This is a genomic window from Bradyrhizobium altum (assembly GCF_020889705.1).
In the GTDB taxonomy this organism is placed as follows: Bacteria; Pseudomonadota; Alphaproteobacteria; order Rhizobiales; family Xanthobacteraceae; genus Bradyrhizobium; species Bradyrhizobium altum.
Genome location: NZ_JACMYP010000199.1, coordinates 1 through 16297, shown reverse-complemented (window position 1 = coordinate 16297; position 16297 = coordinate 1). Strand labels below are relative to the sequence as shown.

The 16297-nt window shown below is 63.9% G+C and carries 11 protein-coding genes and 1 tRNA gene; 4 read left to right on the top strand and 8 right to left on the bottom strand.

Annotation, left to right across the window (positions count from 1 at the left end; all coding sequences use genetic code 11):
- Positions 1-153: 153 nt before the first annotated feature.
- From H8B02_RS34295 to H8B02_RS34280, 4 genes are all read right to left on the bottom strand, one after another.
- On the bottom strand, positions 154-843 hold the full coding sequence (locus H8B02_RS34295; RefSeq protein WP_229170279.1) for a Fe2+-dependent dioxygenase: 690 nt from the start codon (positions 841-843) through the stop codon (positions 154-156).
- 20 nt (positions 844-863) lie between these two features.
- Positions 864-3422, bottom strand: a complete 2559-nt coding sequence (locus H8B02_RS34290) for a TonB-dependent receptor (RefSeq protein ID WP_229170278.1) — start codon at positions 3420-3422, stop codon at positions 864-866.
- A 227-nt stretch (positions 3423-3649) separates the two neighbouring features.
- Entirely contained in the window at positions 3650-3889 is a 240-nt protein-coding gene (locus H8B02_RS34285; RefSeq protein ID WP_229170277.1) for a hypothetical protein, read from the bottom strand.
- A gap of 128 nt (positions 3890-4017) precedes the next feature.
- Entirely contained in the window at positions 4018-4479 is a 462-nt protein-coding gene (locus H8B02_RS34280; protein ID WP_229170276.1) for a MarR family winged helix-turn-helix transcriptional regulator, read from the bottom strand.
- 182 nt (positions 4480-4661) lie between these two features.
- Between H8B02_RS34280 and H8B02_RS34275 the strand changes: the two genes are divergently transcribed.
- Genes H8B02_RS34275 through H8B02_RS34265 form a run of 3 tightly spaced genes read left to right on the top strand, consistent with a single transcriptional unit; the run spans position 4662 to position 9593 of the window.
- Positions 4662-5831: an efflux RND transporter periplasmic adaptor subunit gene (locus H8B02_RS34275; RefSeq protein ID WP_229170275.1), complete on the top strand. Its 1170-nt coding sequence runs from the start codon at positions 4662-4664 to the stop codon at positions 5829-5831.
- Positions 5828-8974, top strand: a complete 3147-nt coding sequence (locus tag H8B02_RS34270) for an efflux RND transporter permease subunit (RefSeq protein WP_229170274.1) — start codon at positions 5828-5830, stop codon at positions 8972-8974. Before H8B02_RS34275 ends, H8B02_RS34270 begins: the two co-directional genes overlap by 4 nt.
- Before the next feature lie 58 nt (positions 8975-9032).
- Positions 9033-9593 (top strand): invasion associated locus B family protein, encoded by a 561-nt coding sequence (locus tag H8B02_RS34265; protein ID WP_229170273.1) that lies wholly within the window; start codon positions 9033-9035, stop codon positions 9591-9593.
- A gap of 10 nt (positions 9594-9603) precedes the next feature.
- On the opposite strand, the gene H8B02_RS34260 is transcribed toward H8B02_RS34265, so the two are convergent.
- The 3 genes from H8B02_RS34260 to H8B02_RS34250 form a co-directional block, all read right to left on the bottom strand.
- Positions 9604-10011 (bottom strand): GNAT family N-acetyltransferase, encoded by a 408-nt coding sequence (locus tag H8B02_RS34260; RefSeq protein WP_229170272.1) that lies wholly within the window; start codon positions 10009-10011, stop codon positions 9604-9606.
- Between the two features lie 180 nt (positions 10012-10191).
- Positions 10192-10265, bottom strand: a tRNA-Gln gene (locus H8B02_RS34255).
- Positions 10266-10920: 655 nt separating this feature from the next.
- Positions 10921-13410, bottom strand: a complete 2490-nt coding sequence (locus tag H8B02_RS34250; protein ID WP_229170271.1) for a penicillin-binding protein 1A — start codon at positions 13408-13410, stop codon at positions 10921-10923.
- Between the two features lie 549 nt (positions 13411-13959).
- Between H8B02_RS34250 and H8B02_RS34245 the strand changes: the two genes are divergently transcribed.
- The gene (locus H8B02_RS34245) at positions 13960-14310 is read left to right on the top strand and encodes a hypothetical protein (protein ID WP_092112972.1); all 351 of its coding nucleotides are present in this window, start codon (positions 13960-13962) and stop codon (positions 14308-14310) included.
- 65 nt (positions 14311-14375) lie between these two features.
- Here the strand turns inward: H8B02_RS34245 and ggt are convergent, their stop codons facing one another.
- Positions 14376-16082: a gamma-glutamyltransferase gene (gene ggt, locus H8B02_RS34240; protein WP_376711744.1), complete on the bottom strand. Its 1707-nt coding sequence runs from the start codon at positions 16080-16082 to the stop codon at positions 14376-14378.
- Positions 16083-16297: the final 215 nt, after the last annotated feature.

The window sequence follows — 16297 nt, the reverse complement described above, 5'->3', positions numbered from 1 at the left end:
CTGGGCCACAGGTGCGGACTGGGCCCGGGTCACGGGCGCGGGCTGCGCGGCAGGCGCCATTTGCTGCTGCGCCGAAGACGGCGCAGCCAGCATCAGCATCGCCAGCGAGGCGATCATGGCGGATGCAGCGGGGAACTTGAATGTCATCATCAGTTACACTTCAGCCCAGTGGCGGATCAGGTTGTGATAAATCCCGGTCAATTTGACCGTTTCAGGGTCATCGCGGCCCAGCCGCTCCACCAGAGCCTGGATCGCAGTATCGAGATCAAAGATCAGACTGCGCGCGTGGGCATCCCGTACCATGCTCTGCAGCCAGAAAAAAGACGCTACCCGGGTCCCCCGCGTGACCGGCGTGACCAGATGCAAGCTGGACGCAGGATAAACGACGAGATCGCCTGCCGGCAGCTTGATTTCATGGGATCCGTAGAGGTCCTCGATGACGAGCTCGCCGCCATCATAGTCTTCCGGCTCCGATAAAAACAGCGTGACCGAGAGGTCGGTGCGGATCCGCAAGCCCGTCAGTTTGTCGCCGCGCACCGCATTATCGACATGCAGGCCGAAATGGTGCCCGTCGCTTGCGGCATAGCGGTTGAACAAGGGTGGAAAGATTCTAAGCGGGATCGCCGCCGAGATGAAGCGCGGGCTTGCCGACAGCGCCGACAGGATCCGGTTGCCGAGCTGCCGCGCGACCTCGCTGTCGGGCGGCATCTGCTCGTTGCGCTTGACCATCGCGGAAGCAGCCCCCGCGGTCGAGCGGCCGTCCTCCCATTCGGCTTGCTCCATGATGCGGCGGAAGTCCACCACATCAGCCTTGCTCAATACGTTGGGAACACAGACCAGCATCTTGTGCCGCGAAGCCTCCGTCAGTAACGCGCAGACACAACCAGATACGCGGCGCGTCCCGGCGCTTCGAGCACGAACGGTGCCGCGCTCTGGTACAGCGCGTCGTAGTAGCGCTTGTCGAAGATGTTGTTGACGAACAGCTTCATGGTCCAGTTCTTGTCGATCTTGGCTTCGGCAAAGGCGTCGAAGCGCCAGTAGCTCGGGATCGACGTGCCCTGGTTGGCCGCAAGGAACGTGCCGCCGTACACCTTGGAGCGATACACTGCCTGCCCGCCGATCTCCCACATGTCGGTCAGCTGGTATTTCGAGAGCATGCTGAACGACTGATGCGCCACATTGGCGAGCGGCAAACCGACGTTCGAGGTGTACAGAATCGTGTTCGCTGGCGGAATATTCGATTTAGTCACTTCCGACTGCATCAACACGAGGCCGCCGAACACGCTCCACTTGTCGGTGATCTTGCCGCCCACTCCGAGATCGATACCCCGGATGCGATAGGCCGCGCCAGCGCTGATGCAGGAGACAGTTCCGGTCGTACCAGCCGGATAAGGACATGCGGCAGTTGCGGTCGCCGCGGTGACGTTCATGGATTCGCGCGCGTTCTCCTTCTCGGTCTGGAACAACGCCGCGGTCACCAGCAGATGGTGGTCGAACAATTCCCACTTGGTGCCGACTTCAATGGCCTTGTTCTTCTCCGGCCCGAAGATTTGGCTTGAATTGCCGTTGAGGACCGGCGCGAGGCCACCATACTGAATGCTCGTGCCGTCAAACTCCGCGCCGACCGGGTTGGATGATGTGGCATAGGCGGCATAGACGCTCCCGTTCGGCAGCGGCTTGAGCGTCACGCCGAGGTTGAAGTTCGGCATGCCGTAGTCTTGCTGCTGCTGACCGAAGACGTTGGCGACACCATTGACCGTACCGTAGCCGCTGGTCTTGATGTTGTAGTCGTCATAGCGGACGCCGCCGTTGAGGATCACGAGATCGTTGTAGTTGGCGCTATCCAGGACATAGACACTTTTGGTGTCGACGGTGAGTTTGGTCGGCAGCCCGGACAACCCCGACGGAATCGGGAACGGAATGTTGGTGTATTGCGGATTGAACACGCTGACGCCAGAGAGCGATCCGCTGCCGCTGAATCCGCCGGGCAGCGCTTCCGAGTTCAGACCAAGATACTTGTCGATCGAGGACCTTTCATTGTCATACTCGAACCCGGCTAGCGCCGTGTGCTTGAAGCCGGCGCCGTCGTTGAACTTGTAGGTCGCCTCGGTCTGGTTGGCGAACACGTCGGTGACCTGGTAGCGGCTTTGCGGGTTGGTCGTGAGCGTATAGCTCGTGAACGGAGCGCCGGCGGCCAGCGTCGGCGATTCCGGCAGCGTGCCGATGTAGTTCTGGGTCGAACGTGATTCCCGGGTCTTATTGCTGATTGTCAGGTGCGGCGTGATCTGCACCTCGGCATTGATCGTGCCGATATCCTGACCGGTCCTGAAGAAGTCGCGATTGACGAAGCCGTAGAAGTTGTTGCGGTTGACGCCGAAATCCGGGAACGGGCCGCCGGCCGTGCTCGCGGTGCTCGGCCGGTAATACGGCACGCCGAAGTCCGGGATGCCGGTGAGCTCGGTGTGGATGTAGTTGCCGCTGATCTTCACCGCATCGACCGGCTTCCACGTTCCGGCCACGAACGCACCATCGCGATTGTCGGTGATATAGCTGCGGCCGGCGACGCCGGCATCCTGGAACAGGCCGCCGGCGCGGATCGCCAGCGTCGGGCTGATCACCTGGTTGACATCGAGCGTCACCCGCTTGGTGCGATCGGTGCCGAACGTGGTGTCCATGTTGTAGAAGCTGTTCTCCGTCGTCGCCTGCTTGGTGACGATGTTGATCGCGCCGCCGGTGGTGCCGCGGCCTGCAAAGGACGAGCCCGGGCCGCGCAGGATCTCGACCTGCTCGGTGAAGAAGTTCTCGCGGACGCTGACGCCGGCGTCACGTACGCCGTCGACGAAGATATCGTTGCGCGCGTCGAAGCCGCGGATGAAGAAGCGGTCGCCGAACGCGTTGCCGCCCTCGCCGGTGCCGAGCGTGACACCGGCCGTCGACAGGATCGCCGATTTCAGCGAGGTGGCGTTCTTGTCTTCGAGCACGTCCTTGGTCAGCACCGTGATCGACTTCGGCGTGTTCAGGATCGGCTCGGGATACTTCCCGGATGCCTGCAAACGGTCGCCCTTGTACGGCGCGGCCGGATCCGCGTAGCGGTCGCGTTCAGCCGGAAGACCGCCGGCGTTGGGAAACGGCACCGGCGCCTGCTGGGCCTGCTGATTGCTGCGGCGCGCGGCGCGGCGCAGCGCGTTGCGGGCGCGGACCTGGTCCGATGTGGGCTTTGACGTGACGGGCCGCGGACGCGCGACCGGGGCATCGACATTCACCGGCGGCAGGCTGGATTGTTGCGCTTCAGCCCCCGAAAACGACGCCACCGCGATCAGGCTCGCGACAGCGGAGACCTTCGTGGCGGAATAACCGGTATCATCGGCCGAACCGATCGCCGCATCGAAGCGCAGCGATCTCGGCGCCTTCACATTGCTCATTTCTTGCACGCCCCCAGAAAAGCAAGTCCGTTCGCGAAACCACCGTGCGACGAACTGTCTCTTTCGGTTATCGAGCGCGACTTTTTTTATCAATGCGATCAGCGCCACAGTTGGCTTGAATCGCCCCAATTCAAAGCGATTCTAATCTGTGGTTTGAAATCGTTCTAACCTCTAGTTTTTAAGTGTTCTAATAGTCGTTCTAAATTGGTGCCGAGATGCCTCGCCAATCACTCGGCGCTTGGCGGCTTCATCAGCGAGAACAGCTCGTCGATGGTCCGTTGCGCGACCTGTCGCACGCTGTCGCTGTTCTCGAGGCCGGCGATATTGACGCCGCCGACGACCGCTTTGATCTCGTCGCGGAAGTCGGTGAGAAAACGCAGCGGGTCACGCTGCTCGTTGGCGACGCGCGCGATCAACCCGGTGACCAGGATCTGGCACGCCATCATGCGCCCGTTCAATTCGTCCATCGCTGCCCTCGTCCTCTCGCATCGTCGCTGCGCGATATGAACGACATCCCGCGGCGTTTCAACCGTGTCGCGCAAGCTGCATCAGGTGAACGGATGGAAGAGCAGGTCTGGACGCGACGAGACGCGCGCTATTTCGCGGCGATGTGCCCGGCATCCTCGCCGAGCGCCTTGATGCGATCCTTGACCTCGCGCAGCGTGGCCAGTCCGCTCTCGACATGTTTGTCCGATACGTCACGGAGCACGTCGCCGGCGATCGCATCGCGCAGACTGTCGAGATCGTCAACGAGACGGCGCCCGCTCTTCGTCAGGAACAGCCGATTGGCGCGGCGATCCCGGGGATCGGGACGGCGTTCGAGCAGGCCATGTTCGACGAGGCGGTCAAGCAGCCGCACCAGCGAGATCGGCTGCAACTCGAGCACGTCGGCAAGGTCGACCTGGGACAGTCCTTCCTGCTCGCGCAGGCGGAACAGCACGATCCATTGGGCCCGCGTGGTGCCTCGCGCCTTGGCACGATGATCGATATAGTTGCGCAGCAGCCTGGAACTCTCGACGAGCTGCGCAATGAACTGGCGTTTGAGATCGAGCGACATGGGGGTCCTCGGTGCGTTTCCCAGACGGAATATTTCTGCTCGTTTCTGGCCTAAACCTTTCCAAATGTTTAGGATTCTCAAGCCTTGGTGTGTTTACACATTAAGTGCACGCATATTATATCCGCAAGCTCTGTGAACCGTTTCGATCACCCTTTATTGTTACGTCGAGCCCAAGAGTCCGCATGTCAAAGTCACGCACCATCGGTTGGGTTTTAGTGATCGCTGCGGTCGGCGCGGCCGGTTATTTCGGCTGGCAGAAGCACACGGACAATCAGCTGGCGGCTGAAGCCGCGCAAAAGCGTTCCGCCCAGCGCCCGGCCGTGCCGGTCAAGATCGCGCCGGTCGAGAAGGCCGACTTCCCGGTCTACCTGACCGGCCTCGGCACGGTGCAGGCATTCAACACTGTCCAGGTCCGCACCCGGGTCGACGGCCAGATCACCAGGATCGCGTTCAAGGAAGGCCAGTTCGTCAAGGCGGGCGACACGCTGGTTGAGATCGATCCGCGGCCCTATCAGGCGACCCTCGACCAGGCCAAAGCCAAAAAGGCCCAGGACGAGGCCAATATCGCCAACGCCAATCTCGACCTGCAGCGCTACACCAAGCTCGGCGAGTTCGCGACGCGCCAGCAGCTCGACACCCAGCGCTCCACCGTGGCCCAGCTCACGGCCCAGATCGCGGCCGACGACGCTGCCATCTTCAATGCCCAGACCCAGGTCGACTACGCCACCGTGAAGTCGCCGATCGACGGCATCGTCGGCCTGCGACTGGTCGATGTCGGCAACATCGTCAACGCCTCGGCGGCGACCGGCATCGTGACGATCACCCAGATCGAGCCGATCACGGTGATCTTCACCGCGCCGGAAGACCAGCTGCCCGATATCAAGGCGGCACTGGCCGTGGCGCCGCCCAAGACCATTGCCCTGACCACCGACGGCAAGCGGGTGCTGTCCACCGGAACCCTGGCGCTGATCAACAATCAGGTCGATACCACCAGCGGGACTGTCCGGCTGAAGGCGGTGTTTGATAACAAGGACCATGCGCTGTGGCCGGGCCAGTCGGTCTCGACCCGGCTTCTGGTCAGAACCTTGAAGGATGCCACCGTCGTCCCGGATGACGCGGTGCAGCATGGCACCGAAGGCCTCTACGCGTATTCAGTCAATCAGGAGAACAAGGCCGAGCTTCGCAAGCTCAAGGTCAGCCAGTCGATCGACGGCAAGTCGGTGATCGAGGATGGCCTGTCGCCAGGACAGCAGGTGATCACCGCGGGCCAGTACAAGGTCTCGCCGGGAACCCTGGTGACGACGGCGGTGGCGAGCACGGACCCGTCCCAGTCGAAGGTTACGCAGGAATGAGCGACGGAATTTCCGCACCATTCATTCGCTTCCCCATCGGCACCTCGTTGCTGATGGCCGGCATCCTGTTCGTCGGCCTCGTGGCCTATCCGCTGCTGCCGGTCGCGCCGCTGCCGCAGGTCGACTTCCCCACCATCCAGATCACCGCGACGCTCCCGGGCGGCAGCCCGGAGACAATGGCAACTTCGGTCGCCCAGCCGCTGGAGCGCCAGTTCGCGCAGATCCCCGGCATTGCACAGATGACCTCGACGAGCTATCTGGGCACGGCGTCGGTCACGATCCAGTTCGACCTCAACCGCTCAATCGACGGCGCCGCCAACGACGTGCAGGCCGCCATCAACGCCGCCAGCGGCCAGTTGCCGAAGAATCTCCCCTCGCCGCCGACCTATCGCAAAGTCAACCCGGCAGACGCGCCGATCATGCTGCTGTCGGCAACCTCCGACACGCTGCCGCTGACCACGGTCAGCGATTCCGTCGACGCCCAGCTTGCCCAGCAGATCAGCCAGATTTCCGGCGTCGCGCAGGTCATCATCGGCGGCCAGCAGAAGCCGTCGGTTCGCGTCCAGATCGACCCGGCCAAGCTGGTCGCGAAAGGCCTGTCGCTGGAGGACGTCCGCGCCGCGATCAACATCGCAACCGTCGACAGCCCGAAGGGCAATATCGACGGCGCCACCCGCGCCTACACCATCTATGCCAACGACCAGTTGCTCACGGCGGACCCGTGGAACAACGTCATCATCGCCTACCGCAATGGCGGGCCGCTGCGCATCCGTGACATCGGCCAGGCCGTGACCGGACCTGAGGATGCCAAGCAGGCGGCCTGGGCCAACGGCAAGCGCGGCGTGTTCCTCGTCGTGTTCAAGCAGCCCGGCGCCAACGTCATCGACACCGTCGACAAGATCAAGGCGACGCTGCCGCGGCTGGTGGCGGCGATCCCGCCGGCGATCAAGATCGAGGTCATCTCGGACCGCACCACCACGATCCGCGCCGCAGTGGAGGACGTCCAGTTCACCCTGCTCCTGACCATTTTCCTGGTCGTGATGGTGATCTTTGCCTTCCTGCGCAGCTTCTGGGCGACCGTCATCCCTGCCGTGACGGTGCCGCTGGCGCTGCTCGGCGCCTGCGCGCTGATGTGGGTGTTCGGCTACACGCTCGACAATCTGTCGCTGATGGCGCTGACGATCGCGGTCGGCTTCGTGGTCGACGACGCCATCGTGATGCTGGAGAACATCAGCCGCTACATCGAGGAAGGCGAGCGGCCGATGGCCGCCGCTTTCAAGGGTTCCAAGGAAATCGGCTTCACCATCGTCTCGATCAGCATCTCGCTGGTCGCGGTGCTGATCCCGCTGCTGCTGATGGGCGGCATCATCGGCCGCCTGTTCCGCGAATTCGCGGTCGTGCTGGCGATGACCATCTTCGTCTCGATGTTCGTGTCGCTGACGCTGACGCCGATGATGGCTTCGCGCTTCCTGCGCGCCCACAACGAGGAGAAGCACGGCCGCTTCTACCAGCTCAGCGAGCGCGGCTTCGATGCCATGCTGCGCGGCTATCAGAGCGGGCTCGACCTCGCGCTGCGCTGGAAGTTCACGACCCTGATGATCTTCTTCGCGACGCTGGCGCTGTCGATCTACATGTTCGTCATCATCCCGAAGGGCTTCTTCCCCCAGCAGGACGTCGGCCTGATCACCGCGACCTCGGAGGCCAGCCAGGACATTTCGTTCGCTGAGATGAAGGGGAAGCAGGAGGAGCTCAGCAAGATCGTCATGCAGGATCCCGGCGTGGCGACGGTCGCGATGGCGATCGGCGGCAGCGGCCGGGCCGGCAACAACGGCAACATGTTCATCACGCTCAAGCCGCTGAACGAGCGCGATGCCAACGCGCAGCAGATCATCGCCCGCCTGCGGCCGAAGCTGGAGAAAGTGCTCGGTGCCCGCCTGTTCATGCAGGCCGCGCAGGACGTCCGCCTCGGCGGCCGCCCGACCCGCACCCAGTTCGAGTTCACGCTGCAGGACGCCAACCTCGCCGAGCTGAACGAATGGGCGCCGAAGATTCTCGGCAAGATGCAGACGCTGCCGCAGCTGCGCGACGTCGCCACCGACCAGCAGACCAACGGCACCACGGTCGAGCTGAAGATCAACCGCGACACCGCCTCGCGCTATGGCATTCAGCCGCAGCTGATCGACGACACGCTCTATGACGCGTTCGGCCAGCGTCAGGTGACGCAGTACTTCACCCAGCTCAACAGCTACCACGTCATCCTCGAGGTGCTGCCGGAGCTGCAGGGCTCGATCGACACGCTCAACAACATCTACATCAAGTCGCCGCTGACCGGCGAACAGGTGCCGCTGTCGACCTTTGCGAAGTGGACTACCGTACCGGTACGGCCGCTGTCGATCAGCCACCAGGGCCAGTTCCCGGCGATCACCATCTCGTTCAACCTGGCGCAGGGTGTCGCGCTCGGCCAGGCGACGGAAGCGGTGCAGAAGGCAATGACCGACCTTGGCGCGCCGCCGACCCTGAGCTCAAGCTTCCAGGGCACCGCGCAGGCGTTCCAGCAATCGCTGTCGACCGTGCCGCTGTTGATCCTGGCGGCGCTCGTGGTCGTCTACCTGATCCTCGGTATTCTCTACGAGAGCTACATCCATCCGATCACCATTCTGTCGACGCTGCCCTCGGCCGGCGTCGGCGCGCTGGCGATCCTGATGGCCGCCGGCTTCGACTTCTCGCTGATCGCGTTGATCGGCATCATCCTGCTGATCGGCATCGTGAAGAAGAACGGCATCATGATGGTCGACTTCGCGATCGCCGCCGAGCGCGATCAGCACATGGAGCCGGTGGCGGCGATCCGCCAGGCCGCCCTGCTCCGCTTCCGCCCGATCATGATGACGACGATGGCCGCGATGCTCGGCGGCGTGCCGCTGATGCTCGGAACCGGCACCGGCTCCGAAATCCGCCAGCCGCTCGGTTACGCGATGGTCGGCGGCCTGATCGTCAGCCAGGCGCTGACATTGTTCACGACGCCCGTGGTTTATCTCTATCTCGACAGGCTCTCCAACGCGTTTGCGAACTGGGGCCGCTCGCCGCCCGCCGACCACGATGCCGACGATGGCGAGGATCGGTCGGTCAAGCAGGCCGCCGAGTGACTTGACTTTTGCCCGCGTACCGGCACACCCGAAAGATGTTCATTTGGGAGCCGGTATCGTGAAGATTGTCGCAAAGTCGCTCTTCGTCCTGTTCACCGTGTTCGGCCTGGCTGATCTTGGCCACGCCCAGGCCCCCAAGGCCAAGAACGCGCCCGCGCCGGCTTCGGCAGCTGCTCCCGCCGCTCCTCAAGGTGACGCCCCGGCCGGGAACAATACCGGCTGGGTCGCGCGCTGCACCAGCGCGAGCCGCGACGCGCCGCTCGAATGTGCGATGGAGCAGACCGCCGTGCTCACCAAGACCGGCCAGCTCATCGTGCTGGTCAATATCCGCGTTCCCGGCGACACCCGCGCGCCGGTTGCCCTGATTCAGCTTCCGCTCGGGTTAAACCTGCCCGTCGGCGCCAAGCTGCAGGTCGACGACGGCAAGGCCGTCGACGTGCCGATCCAGACCTGCGAGGCGCGCGGCTGCTACATCAATGCGCCGATCGCCCCCGACGTCCTGGCCCAGCTGAAATCGGGCAAGCAGCTCAAGGTGTCGTTCCAGAATCTCGGCAAGGAAACCATCAGCATCCCGATGCCGCTCGCAGACTTCGCGACGGTGTACGACAAGATCAAGTAGCAGCGCGCCGCTACCGCTCGCGCTTGTAGAGGAATGCGTTGTCCGGCTGCGGCATGCCGATCGTCTTGTAGAAGCTGACCGAGTCAGGCGCCGATAGCAACAGGCACATCGATTCAGGTCCGGCGTGGCGCCGGGTTTCCGCGATCAGGCGCTTGCCGATGCCGTGCCCCTGAAATTCTCGATCGACCGCAAGGTCCGACAAATAGCAGCAATAGGCGAAATCGGTCAGCGCACGCGAGACGCCGACGAGCCGGTGCGCCTTGCGCGCCGTCACGATCAGGTTGGCATTGGCGATCATGCGCGCCATGCGGTCGGCATCCGCCAGCGGCCGCCGCTCGCCGAGGCCCGATTGGCGCAGCACCTCGATGAACTCGTCGACGCCGATCGACGGCTCGCGGGCATAGAGAATTTCATCCATCACCTTAAACCTCTGTCGCAACAGGCTGCACCACAGTCGCGAGACCATGGTGGATTACGCCGCGCTGATCCACCCTCGATGCCGTGACAACACATCGCGTCACGACCGGTCCCGCATCAGGCGCAGGCCGGCCCGGCAAGTCATCGGGATTTGGAGGATGATCGCGTCACAGAGGCAGATTGGCTGGGGAACCTGGATTCGAACCAAGACAAACAGAGTCAGAGTCTGTTGTGCTACCGTTACACCATTCCCCAAGAATTGTCCGTGGTATCAACAGCTTAGCTGGATGACCGGACATCTCGGTACAGCGGGTTCGCCTGCCAAATCAGCGCCCGCGCGAGTGCGACCTTCTACCCGCTTGGTCCCACGCTTGGCAAGCATTGTTGGCAAGGGATCGGCGTAAAATCGCGGTCTGCGGTCGCGAATGGGCAGCGTCAGTTGCAGAAGCCCGCAAAGGCCATATGCGACAGTCTTGGTCGAGGGAGACTTGGGGCGAGGGACATTTGCACAATTTCGGAATATTAGAAGAATACCCCTGAATTGCACGACGTGTCAAGTTGCTTGGCCGGACGCCGGCCGCCGCCGGCTACTTTGCATGGGGTTGTTTTCGATATTTTGGCAGCGCCCGCTGCGACGGCTCCATCACTTCATACTGCAGTAGGGCCTGATGACGAGATTAGGTTGAGCTGCAACGGCGTCGAAAGTTCACCTCTCCCTTGGGAGAGGTCGATTTGCGCAGCAAATGGGGTGAGCCAACGCTACGCCTATGCGGGACCGCTCAAAACAATTCTTCGCGCACTCGTCAAAGTGCCGCGCAACGCATGCCATCCGGCGTGTCATGCTGTCGCATGCATCGCGCCTCGGTGCGAGATCGAGCCGCAGCGTTATGTTGAGCGCCTATCGCGGACGTCAGTACAGCCCGCCCGTCCCCGACCGCATCACGGCCCGGTCCGCGTCCGGCGAGATGCCCTGCTGGGTGCCGTCGATCACATCGGTGCCGGCGACCAACGAGGAATCATAGGCCGGCGGCGCCTGGCCCGGCTTGAAGGCTTCGAGCACCACGCCCTTCTGACCGGACGAGGCGCGCAGGCCCGTCTTGGCGTCGACAAGCACCAGCCGGATGCCGACCGGCTGCTTGAACGGGGTGGCCGGCTTGTCGGCGAGCGCGAGCTTCAGGAAGTCGCGCGCGATCGGCGCCGCGGTGTGACCGGCCTGCGCGTTGCGGCCGAGCGAGCGCGGCTTGTCGTAGCCGACATAGAGACCGACCACGAGGTCCGGCGAGAAGCCGACGAACCAGAGATCCTTGGCCTCGTTCGAGGTGCCGGTCTTGCCGGCGAGCGGCTTGCCGACGTCCTTCAGCGCCGTGCCGGTACCGGCCTGAATCACGCCCTCCATCAACGAGGTGATCTGGTAGGCGGACATCGCGTCGAGCACCCGCTCGCGACGGTCGACGAGCTGCGGCTCGGGCTGGCTCTTCCAGCCCTCCGGCGCGTCGCAGCCGCGGCATTCGCGCTGGTCGTGCCTGAAGATGGTGTGGCCGTAGCGGTCCTGGATGCGGTCGATCAGGGTCGGCTTCACGCGGACGCCGCCATTGGCGATCATCGAATAGGCGGTGGCCATCCGCATCACCGTGGTCTCGCCGGCGCCGAGCGCGTAGGCGAGATAGTTCGGCAACTCGTCATAGACGCCGAAGCGCTTGGCATACTCGCCGATCACAGGCATGCCGATTTCCTGCGCCAGCCGCACCGTCACGGTGTTGAGCGACAGGCGGAGCGCGTTGCGCAGCGTGACCTGGCCCTGATACTTGCCGGTGGAGAAGTTCTCCGGCCGCCAGATGTTGCCCTGCCCCTGGTCGATCTCGATCGGCCCGTCGATCATCACGGTCGATCCGGTGTAGCCATTGTCGAGCGCCGTCGAATAGACGATCGGCTTGAAGGTCGAGCCGGGCTGCCGATAGGCCTGCGTCGCCCGGTTGAACTGGCTCTGGTCGAACGAGAAGCCGCCGACCATCGCGAGCACACGGCCGGTATGCGGATCCATCGCCACCATCGCTCCCGACAGGTCGGGGATCTGGCGCAGCCGGTACTGGCCTTCGAGGGCCTTGCCATCCTTGAACAGCGGATCGGCGTAGATGACGTCCCCGGGCTGCAGCACTTGCGCCACCGATGTCGGCGACTTGCCCTTGTACGGGCCGGACAACGCCCTTGCCCATCGCACGCCTTCCAGCGTGACGATGCCGGTCTCGCGCTGCTTGCTGACGGCGCCGCCGAGCTCGCGGCCAGGCTGGAAGCCGATCCGCGCCGACTGGTCGTTGCTTTCCAGCACCACCGCCATCCGCCACGGCGAGATGTCCGAGAGCGACTTGATCTCGGCGAGCGGGACGCCCCAGTCGCTGGTGAGGTCGAGCTTCTGGATCGCGCCGCGATAGCCCTGCTGCTCGTCATAGTTCACGAGCCCCGCCACCATGGCCTTGCGCGCCATCACCTGGACCTTGGGGTCGAGCGTGGTGCGCACCGACAGGCCGCCCTCATAGAGCTTCTTCTCGCCATAGCGCTCGAAGATGTCGCGGCGGACCTCTTCGGAGAAATATTCGCCGGCGAAGGTGTGCGCGCCGTTGCTGCGGTTGGTGACGGTCAGCGGGTCCTTGCGCGCCTTGTCGGCGTCGGCAGCGGTGATCCAGCCGTTCTCCTGCAGGCGGTCGATCACGTAGTTGCGCCGCTCGATGGCGCGCGCACGGTTGCGCACCGGATGCAGGCTGGCCGGCATTTTCGGCAACGCCGCCAGATAGGCCGCTTCCGAGACCGTCAGTTCATTGACGGACTTGTCGAAATAGACCAGCGAGGCCGCCGCAATGCCGTAGGCACCGAGGCCGAGGTAAATCTCGTTGAGATAGAGCTCGAGGATCTTGTCCTTGGAATAGGCCCGCTCGATTCGCATCGCCAGCAGGGCTTCCTTGATCTTGCGGGTGAACGACACCTCGTTAGTCAACAGGAAGTTCTTGGCAACCTGCTGGGTGATCGTGGAGGCACCCTGCGGACGGCGGTTGGAACCGAAGTTCTGGATGTAGGAGACGCCGGCGCGCGCCATGCCGGTATAATCGATGCCGCCGTGCTCGTAGAAATTCTTGTCTTCGGCCGCAAGGAACGCGTTGATCACGAGCTTCGGCACCGCCTGGATCGGCAGATAGAGCCTGCGCTCCTTGGCGAATTCGCCCAGCAGCGATCCGTCAGCCGCGTGCACGCGGGTCATCACCGGCGGCTCGTAATTCTGGAGCTGCGAATAGTCGGGCAGGTCCTTGGAAAAATGCCAGAACAGCCCTGCAACCGCGGCCAGACCGGCCAGGAACAGAATGGTTCCTGCGGTGAACAGGAACCCGAAGAACCGCAACAGAAATTTCATCGACCAGATTTTCCGTGGCGAATACGTCGCTCGTCTGAGTGCGCTGCGTGCCACTTAGGCCGCCCGGTATATCGGTCGCACCATGGACCTGCAATTCAGCACGGGAGAATTAAAGCGCGCCAGGCGTCAAACTTATGCCATAGAGCCCGGCTCGCGCGCGCAGCCAAATCAGCCCCTCCCCGCGCTTCGGATGCTCCGCAGGACCGCATCGACCTCCAGCCCTCCGTCCTCCGATTCGCCAGCGCGCCTGGCGGCGGCACGCCGGTCTCCAATCGCGGCGCTTGCGCGGCGAGCCGGCTGCGAAGGAAAAGCGCAGGCCGGACCGAGCGCTTGCACTACCCAGCTGCCGTTCGAGGTGCTGTGTGGTCGGAAACCGGTGGACAGTGCCGGGCGGCCGACAGGATTGATGGCTTGTTAAACATAACTACCGCAAGTTGTTGTCATACTCGCGACTCGCGAGGGCTGGTTTGCATGGCACTGCGCGGATTTAAACGGCCTTTTACGGCCGACCCGAATGTCCTCGGATTTCCGAGACCTCCCACATCAGCGATGGGCACCGAAGCCTTGGACCTGGTCTATCAGGCAGCGGATCTGTTCCGCAGCATCGAGGACCGGGCCCGTGCCGGCGAGGCGCGCGCCGAGGCCGCCGAACAGGCGCAGCTCGAAATCATCGCCGCCACCGAGCGCAAGCTGAGGGATGCGTCCCGGGCGCTCGAGGAGGCCCGACGGCGTATCGAGTCCCAGCAGGAGCAGCTCGATGCCGCCGAGTTCCGGGCCCAGGCCGCCGAAGCCGAGGCGCGTGAAGCCAGGCAATCGCTGGCCCTGGTCGAGGATGCGATCCGCCGGCGCCTGCTGCTGACGAGCGGGCATGACGACGGCAGGTCGACGGCCGTGGCCTGACCCACCACCGGTTTTGCAAACGGTGCTCCCTGCCCGGCCGTCCCCACGCGAGCGCGCAACGGCAATCAGTAGCCGGCTGCAAGCCCCGAGTTGCGGCGCGGATCGTTCGCCCCATAGAAGCGGTTGTTGCCGACCGGCTTGCCGTCCAGCGACGGCGCGCCGATGATGATGACAGCGAGGTGATTGGCGGGCTGCGGCGGCCCGAACTTCTGGCCCATGCCTTCCAAAATCTTCCGCGTGTCCGGCGATAGCGTGAAGTCCTCGAGGTTGGTCGCCTCCGGAAGCCATTGCTGGTGGAAGCGCGGCATGTCGACGGCTTCCTGCGCGTTCATGCCGTAGTCGATGGCGTTGATCATCGTCAGCAGCACGGCGGTGATGATGCGGCTGCCGCCCGGAGTCCCCACCACCATGACCGGCTTGCCGTCCCTGGTGACGATGGTCGGGCTCATCGAGGACAGCGGACGCTTGCCGGGGACGATGGAGTTGGCCTCCCCCTGCACCAGGCCGTAGAGGTTCGGCACGCCGACCTTGGCGGTGAAGTCGTCCATCTCGTCGTTCAGCAGCACGCCGGTCTTGGCCGCGGTCACCTTGGCGCCGAACCAGTCGTTGAGCGTGTAGGTCACCGACACCGCATTGCCGTCCTTGTCGGCGATCGAATAGTGCGTGGTGTTGCTGCCCTCGTGCGGCGGAACGCCGGGCTTGATGTCCTTGGACACGCCGGCCTTAGCCGGGTCGATCACGGCGCGGATCTTCGCGGCGTAGTTCTTGTCGAGCAAACGCTCGAGCGGATTCTTCACGAAGTCGGGGTCGCCGAGATAGCTGTTGCGATCGACATAAGCGTGGCGCATCGCCTCGATCTGGTAGTGCACCGCCTGCGCGGAATGGTAGCCGAGCTCCTTCAGCGGGTAGCCCTCGAGGATGTTCAGGATCTCGCAGATCACCACGCCACCCGAGCTTGGCGGCGGCGCCGAGACCACGTGGTAGCCGCGATAGTCGCATTCGACCGGCGCGAGCTCCCGAACCTTGTAGTTATCGAGATCCTCCTGCGTGAGCAGGCCCTTGCCGGCCTGGCTCGAGGCGACGATCGCCGCCCCCACCCAGCCCTTGTAGAAGCCGTCGGTGCCGCGCTTGCTGATCTCGCGCAGCGTTTCGGCGAGCTCGTGCTGCGTCAGCCGCTCGCCGACCTGGAACGGCTTGCCGTTGTTGAGGAAGATCGCGGCCGAGGCCGGATCGTCCTGAAAATCCTTGGTCGAGGTCTGCAGCATGCTGACGTCGCCCTGGTCCAGCACGAAGCCGTCCTCGGCGAGTTGTAGCGCCGGCGCGATGACGTCGGCGCGCTTCATCGTGCCGTATTTCTCGCGCGCATATTCCATGCCGGCCACCGAGCCGGGCACGCCGACGGCGAGATGCCCCTTGGTCGACAGGCCGGGAATGACGTTGCCGTCCTTGTCGAGATACATGTTGGCGGTGGCGCCCTTCGGCGCGGTTTCGCGGAAATCCAGGAAGGTCTTGCGGCCGTCGGCAAGCTGGATGGTCATGAACCCGCCGCCACCGAGATTGCCGGCGGCGGGATAGGCCACCGCCAGCGCGTAACCGACCGCGACGGCGGCGTCGACCGCGTTGCCGCCCCGCTTCAACACCTCGATGCCGACCTGCGTCGCGAGATGTTGCGCGGATACGACCATGCCGTTCTCGGCGGCGACCGGCGCAACCGACGCGGCGTGGCCAGGAGCTGACGTCGTGACGCCGATCGCGACAATGGCCGCGACCATCCATCGCGCGCCCGTTTGTGGATTTCGCATTGGAGTTCCCCCGATTGCGCCGTTTGGGTGCGGCGTATGTTCCTTCTATCGGAGCGAGCAAGTGTAGCAGGCCGCGCGCCCGCGCACTATAGGCTCGTCGCGCGCCGCGTCGGCCTTGATTCCCGTCAGCCCGACGCGCGCGCGGCCGCTTGCCCGGCCGCGATCGATCTGAAGCCGCGCGACGG

What these genes read in the sequence shown, in the direction of transcription:
- H8B02_RS34295 (WP_229170279.1), bottom strand. Translation starts at nt 843, where the DNA reads ATGCTGGTCTGTGTTCCCAACGTATTGAGCAAGGCTGATGTGGTGGAC.
- H8B02_RS34290 (WP_229170278.1), bottom strand. Translation starts at nt 3,422, where the DNA reads ATGAGCAATGTGAAGGCGCCGAGATCGCTGCGCTTCGATGCGGCGATC.
- H8B02_RS34285 (WP_229170277.1), bottom strand. Translation starts at nt 3,889, where the DNA reads ATGGACGAATTGAACGGGCGCATGATGGCGTGCCAGATCCTGGTCACC.
- H8B02_RS34280 (WP_229170276.1), bottom strand. Translation starts at nt 4,479, where the DNA reads ATGTCGCTCGATCTCAAACGCCAGTTCATTGCGCAGCTCGTCGAGAGT.
- H8B02_RS34275 (WP_229170275.1), top strand. Translation starts at nt 4,662, where the DNA reads ATGTCAAAGTCACGCACCATCGGTTGGGTTTTAGTGATCGCTGCGGTC.
- H8B02_RS34270 (WP_229170274.1), top strand. Translation starts at nt 5,828, where the DNA reads ATGAGCGACGGAATTTCCGCACCATTCATTCGCTTCCCCATCGGCACC.
- H8B02_RS34260 (WP_229170272.1), bottom strand. Translation starts at nt 10,011, where the DNA reads ATGGATGAAATTCTCTATGCCCGCGAGCCGTCGATCGGCGTCGACGAG.
- H8B02_RS34250 (WP_229170271.1), bottom strand. Translation starts at nt 13,410, where the DNA reads ATGAAATTTCTGTTGCGGTTCTTCGGGTTCCTGTTCACCGCAGGAACC.
- H8B02_RS34245 (WP_092112972.1), top strand. Translation starts at nt 13,960, where the DNA reads ATGGGCACCGAAGCCTTGGACCTGGTCTATCAGGCAGCGGATCTGTTC.
- ggt (WP_376711744.1), bottom strand. Translation starts at nt 16,082, where the DNA reads ATGGTCGCGGCCATTGTCGCGATCGGCGTCACGACGTCAGCTCCTGGC.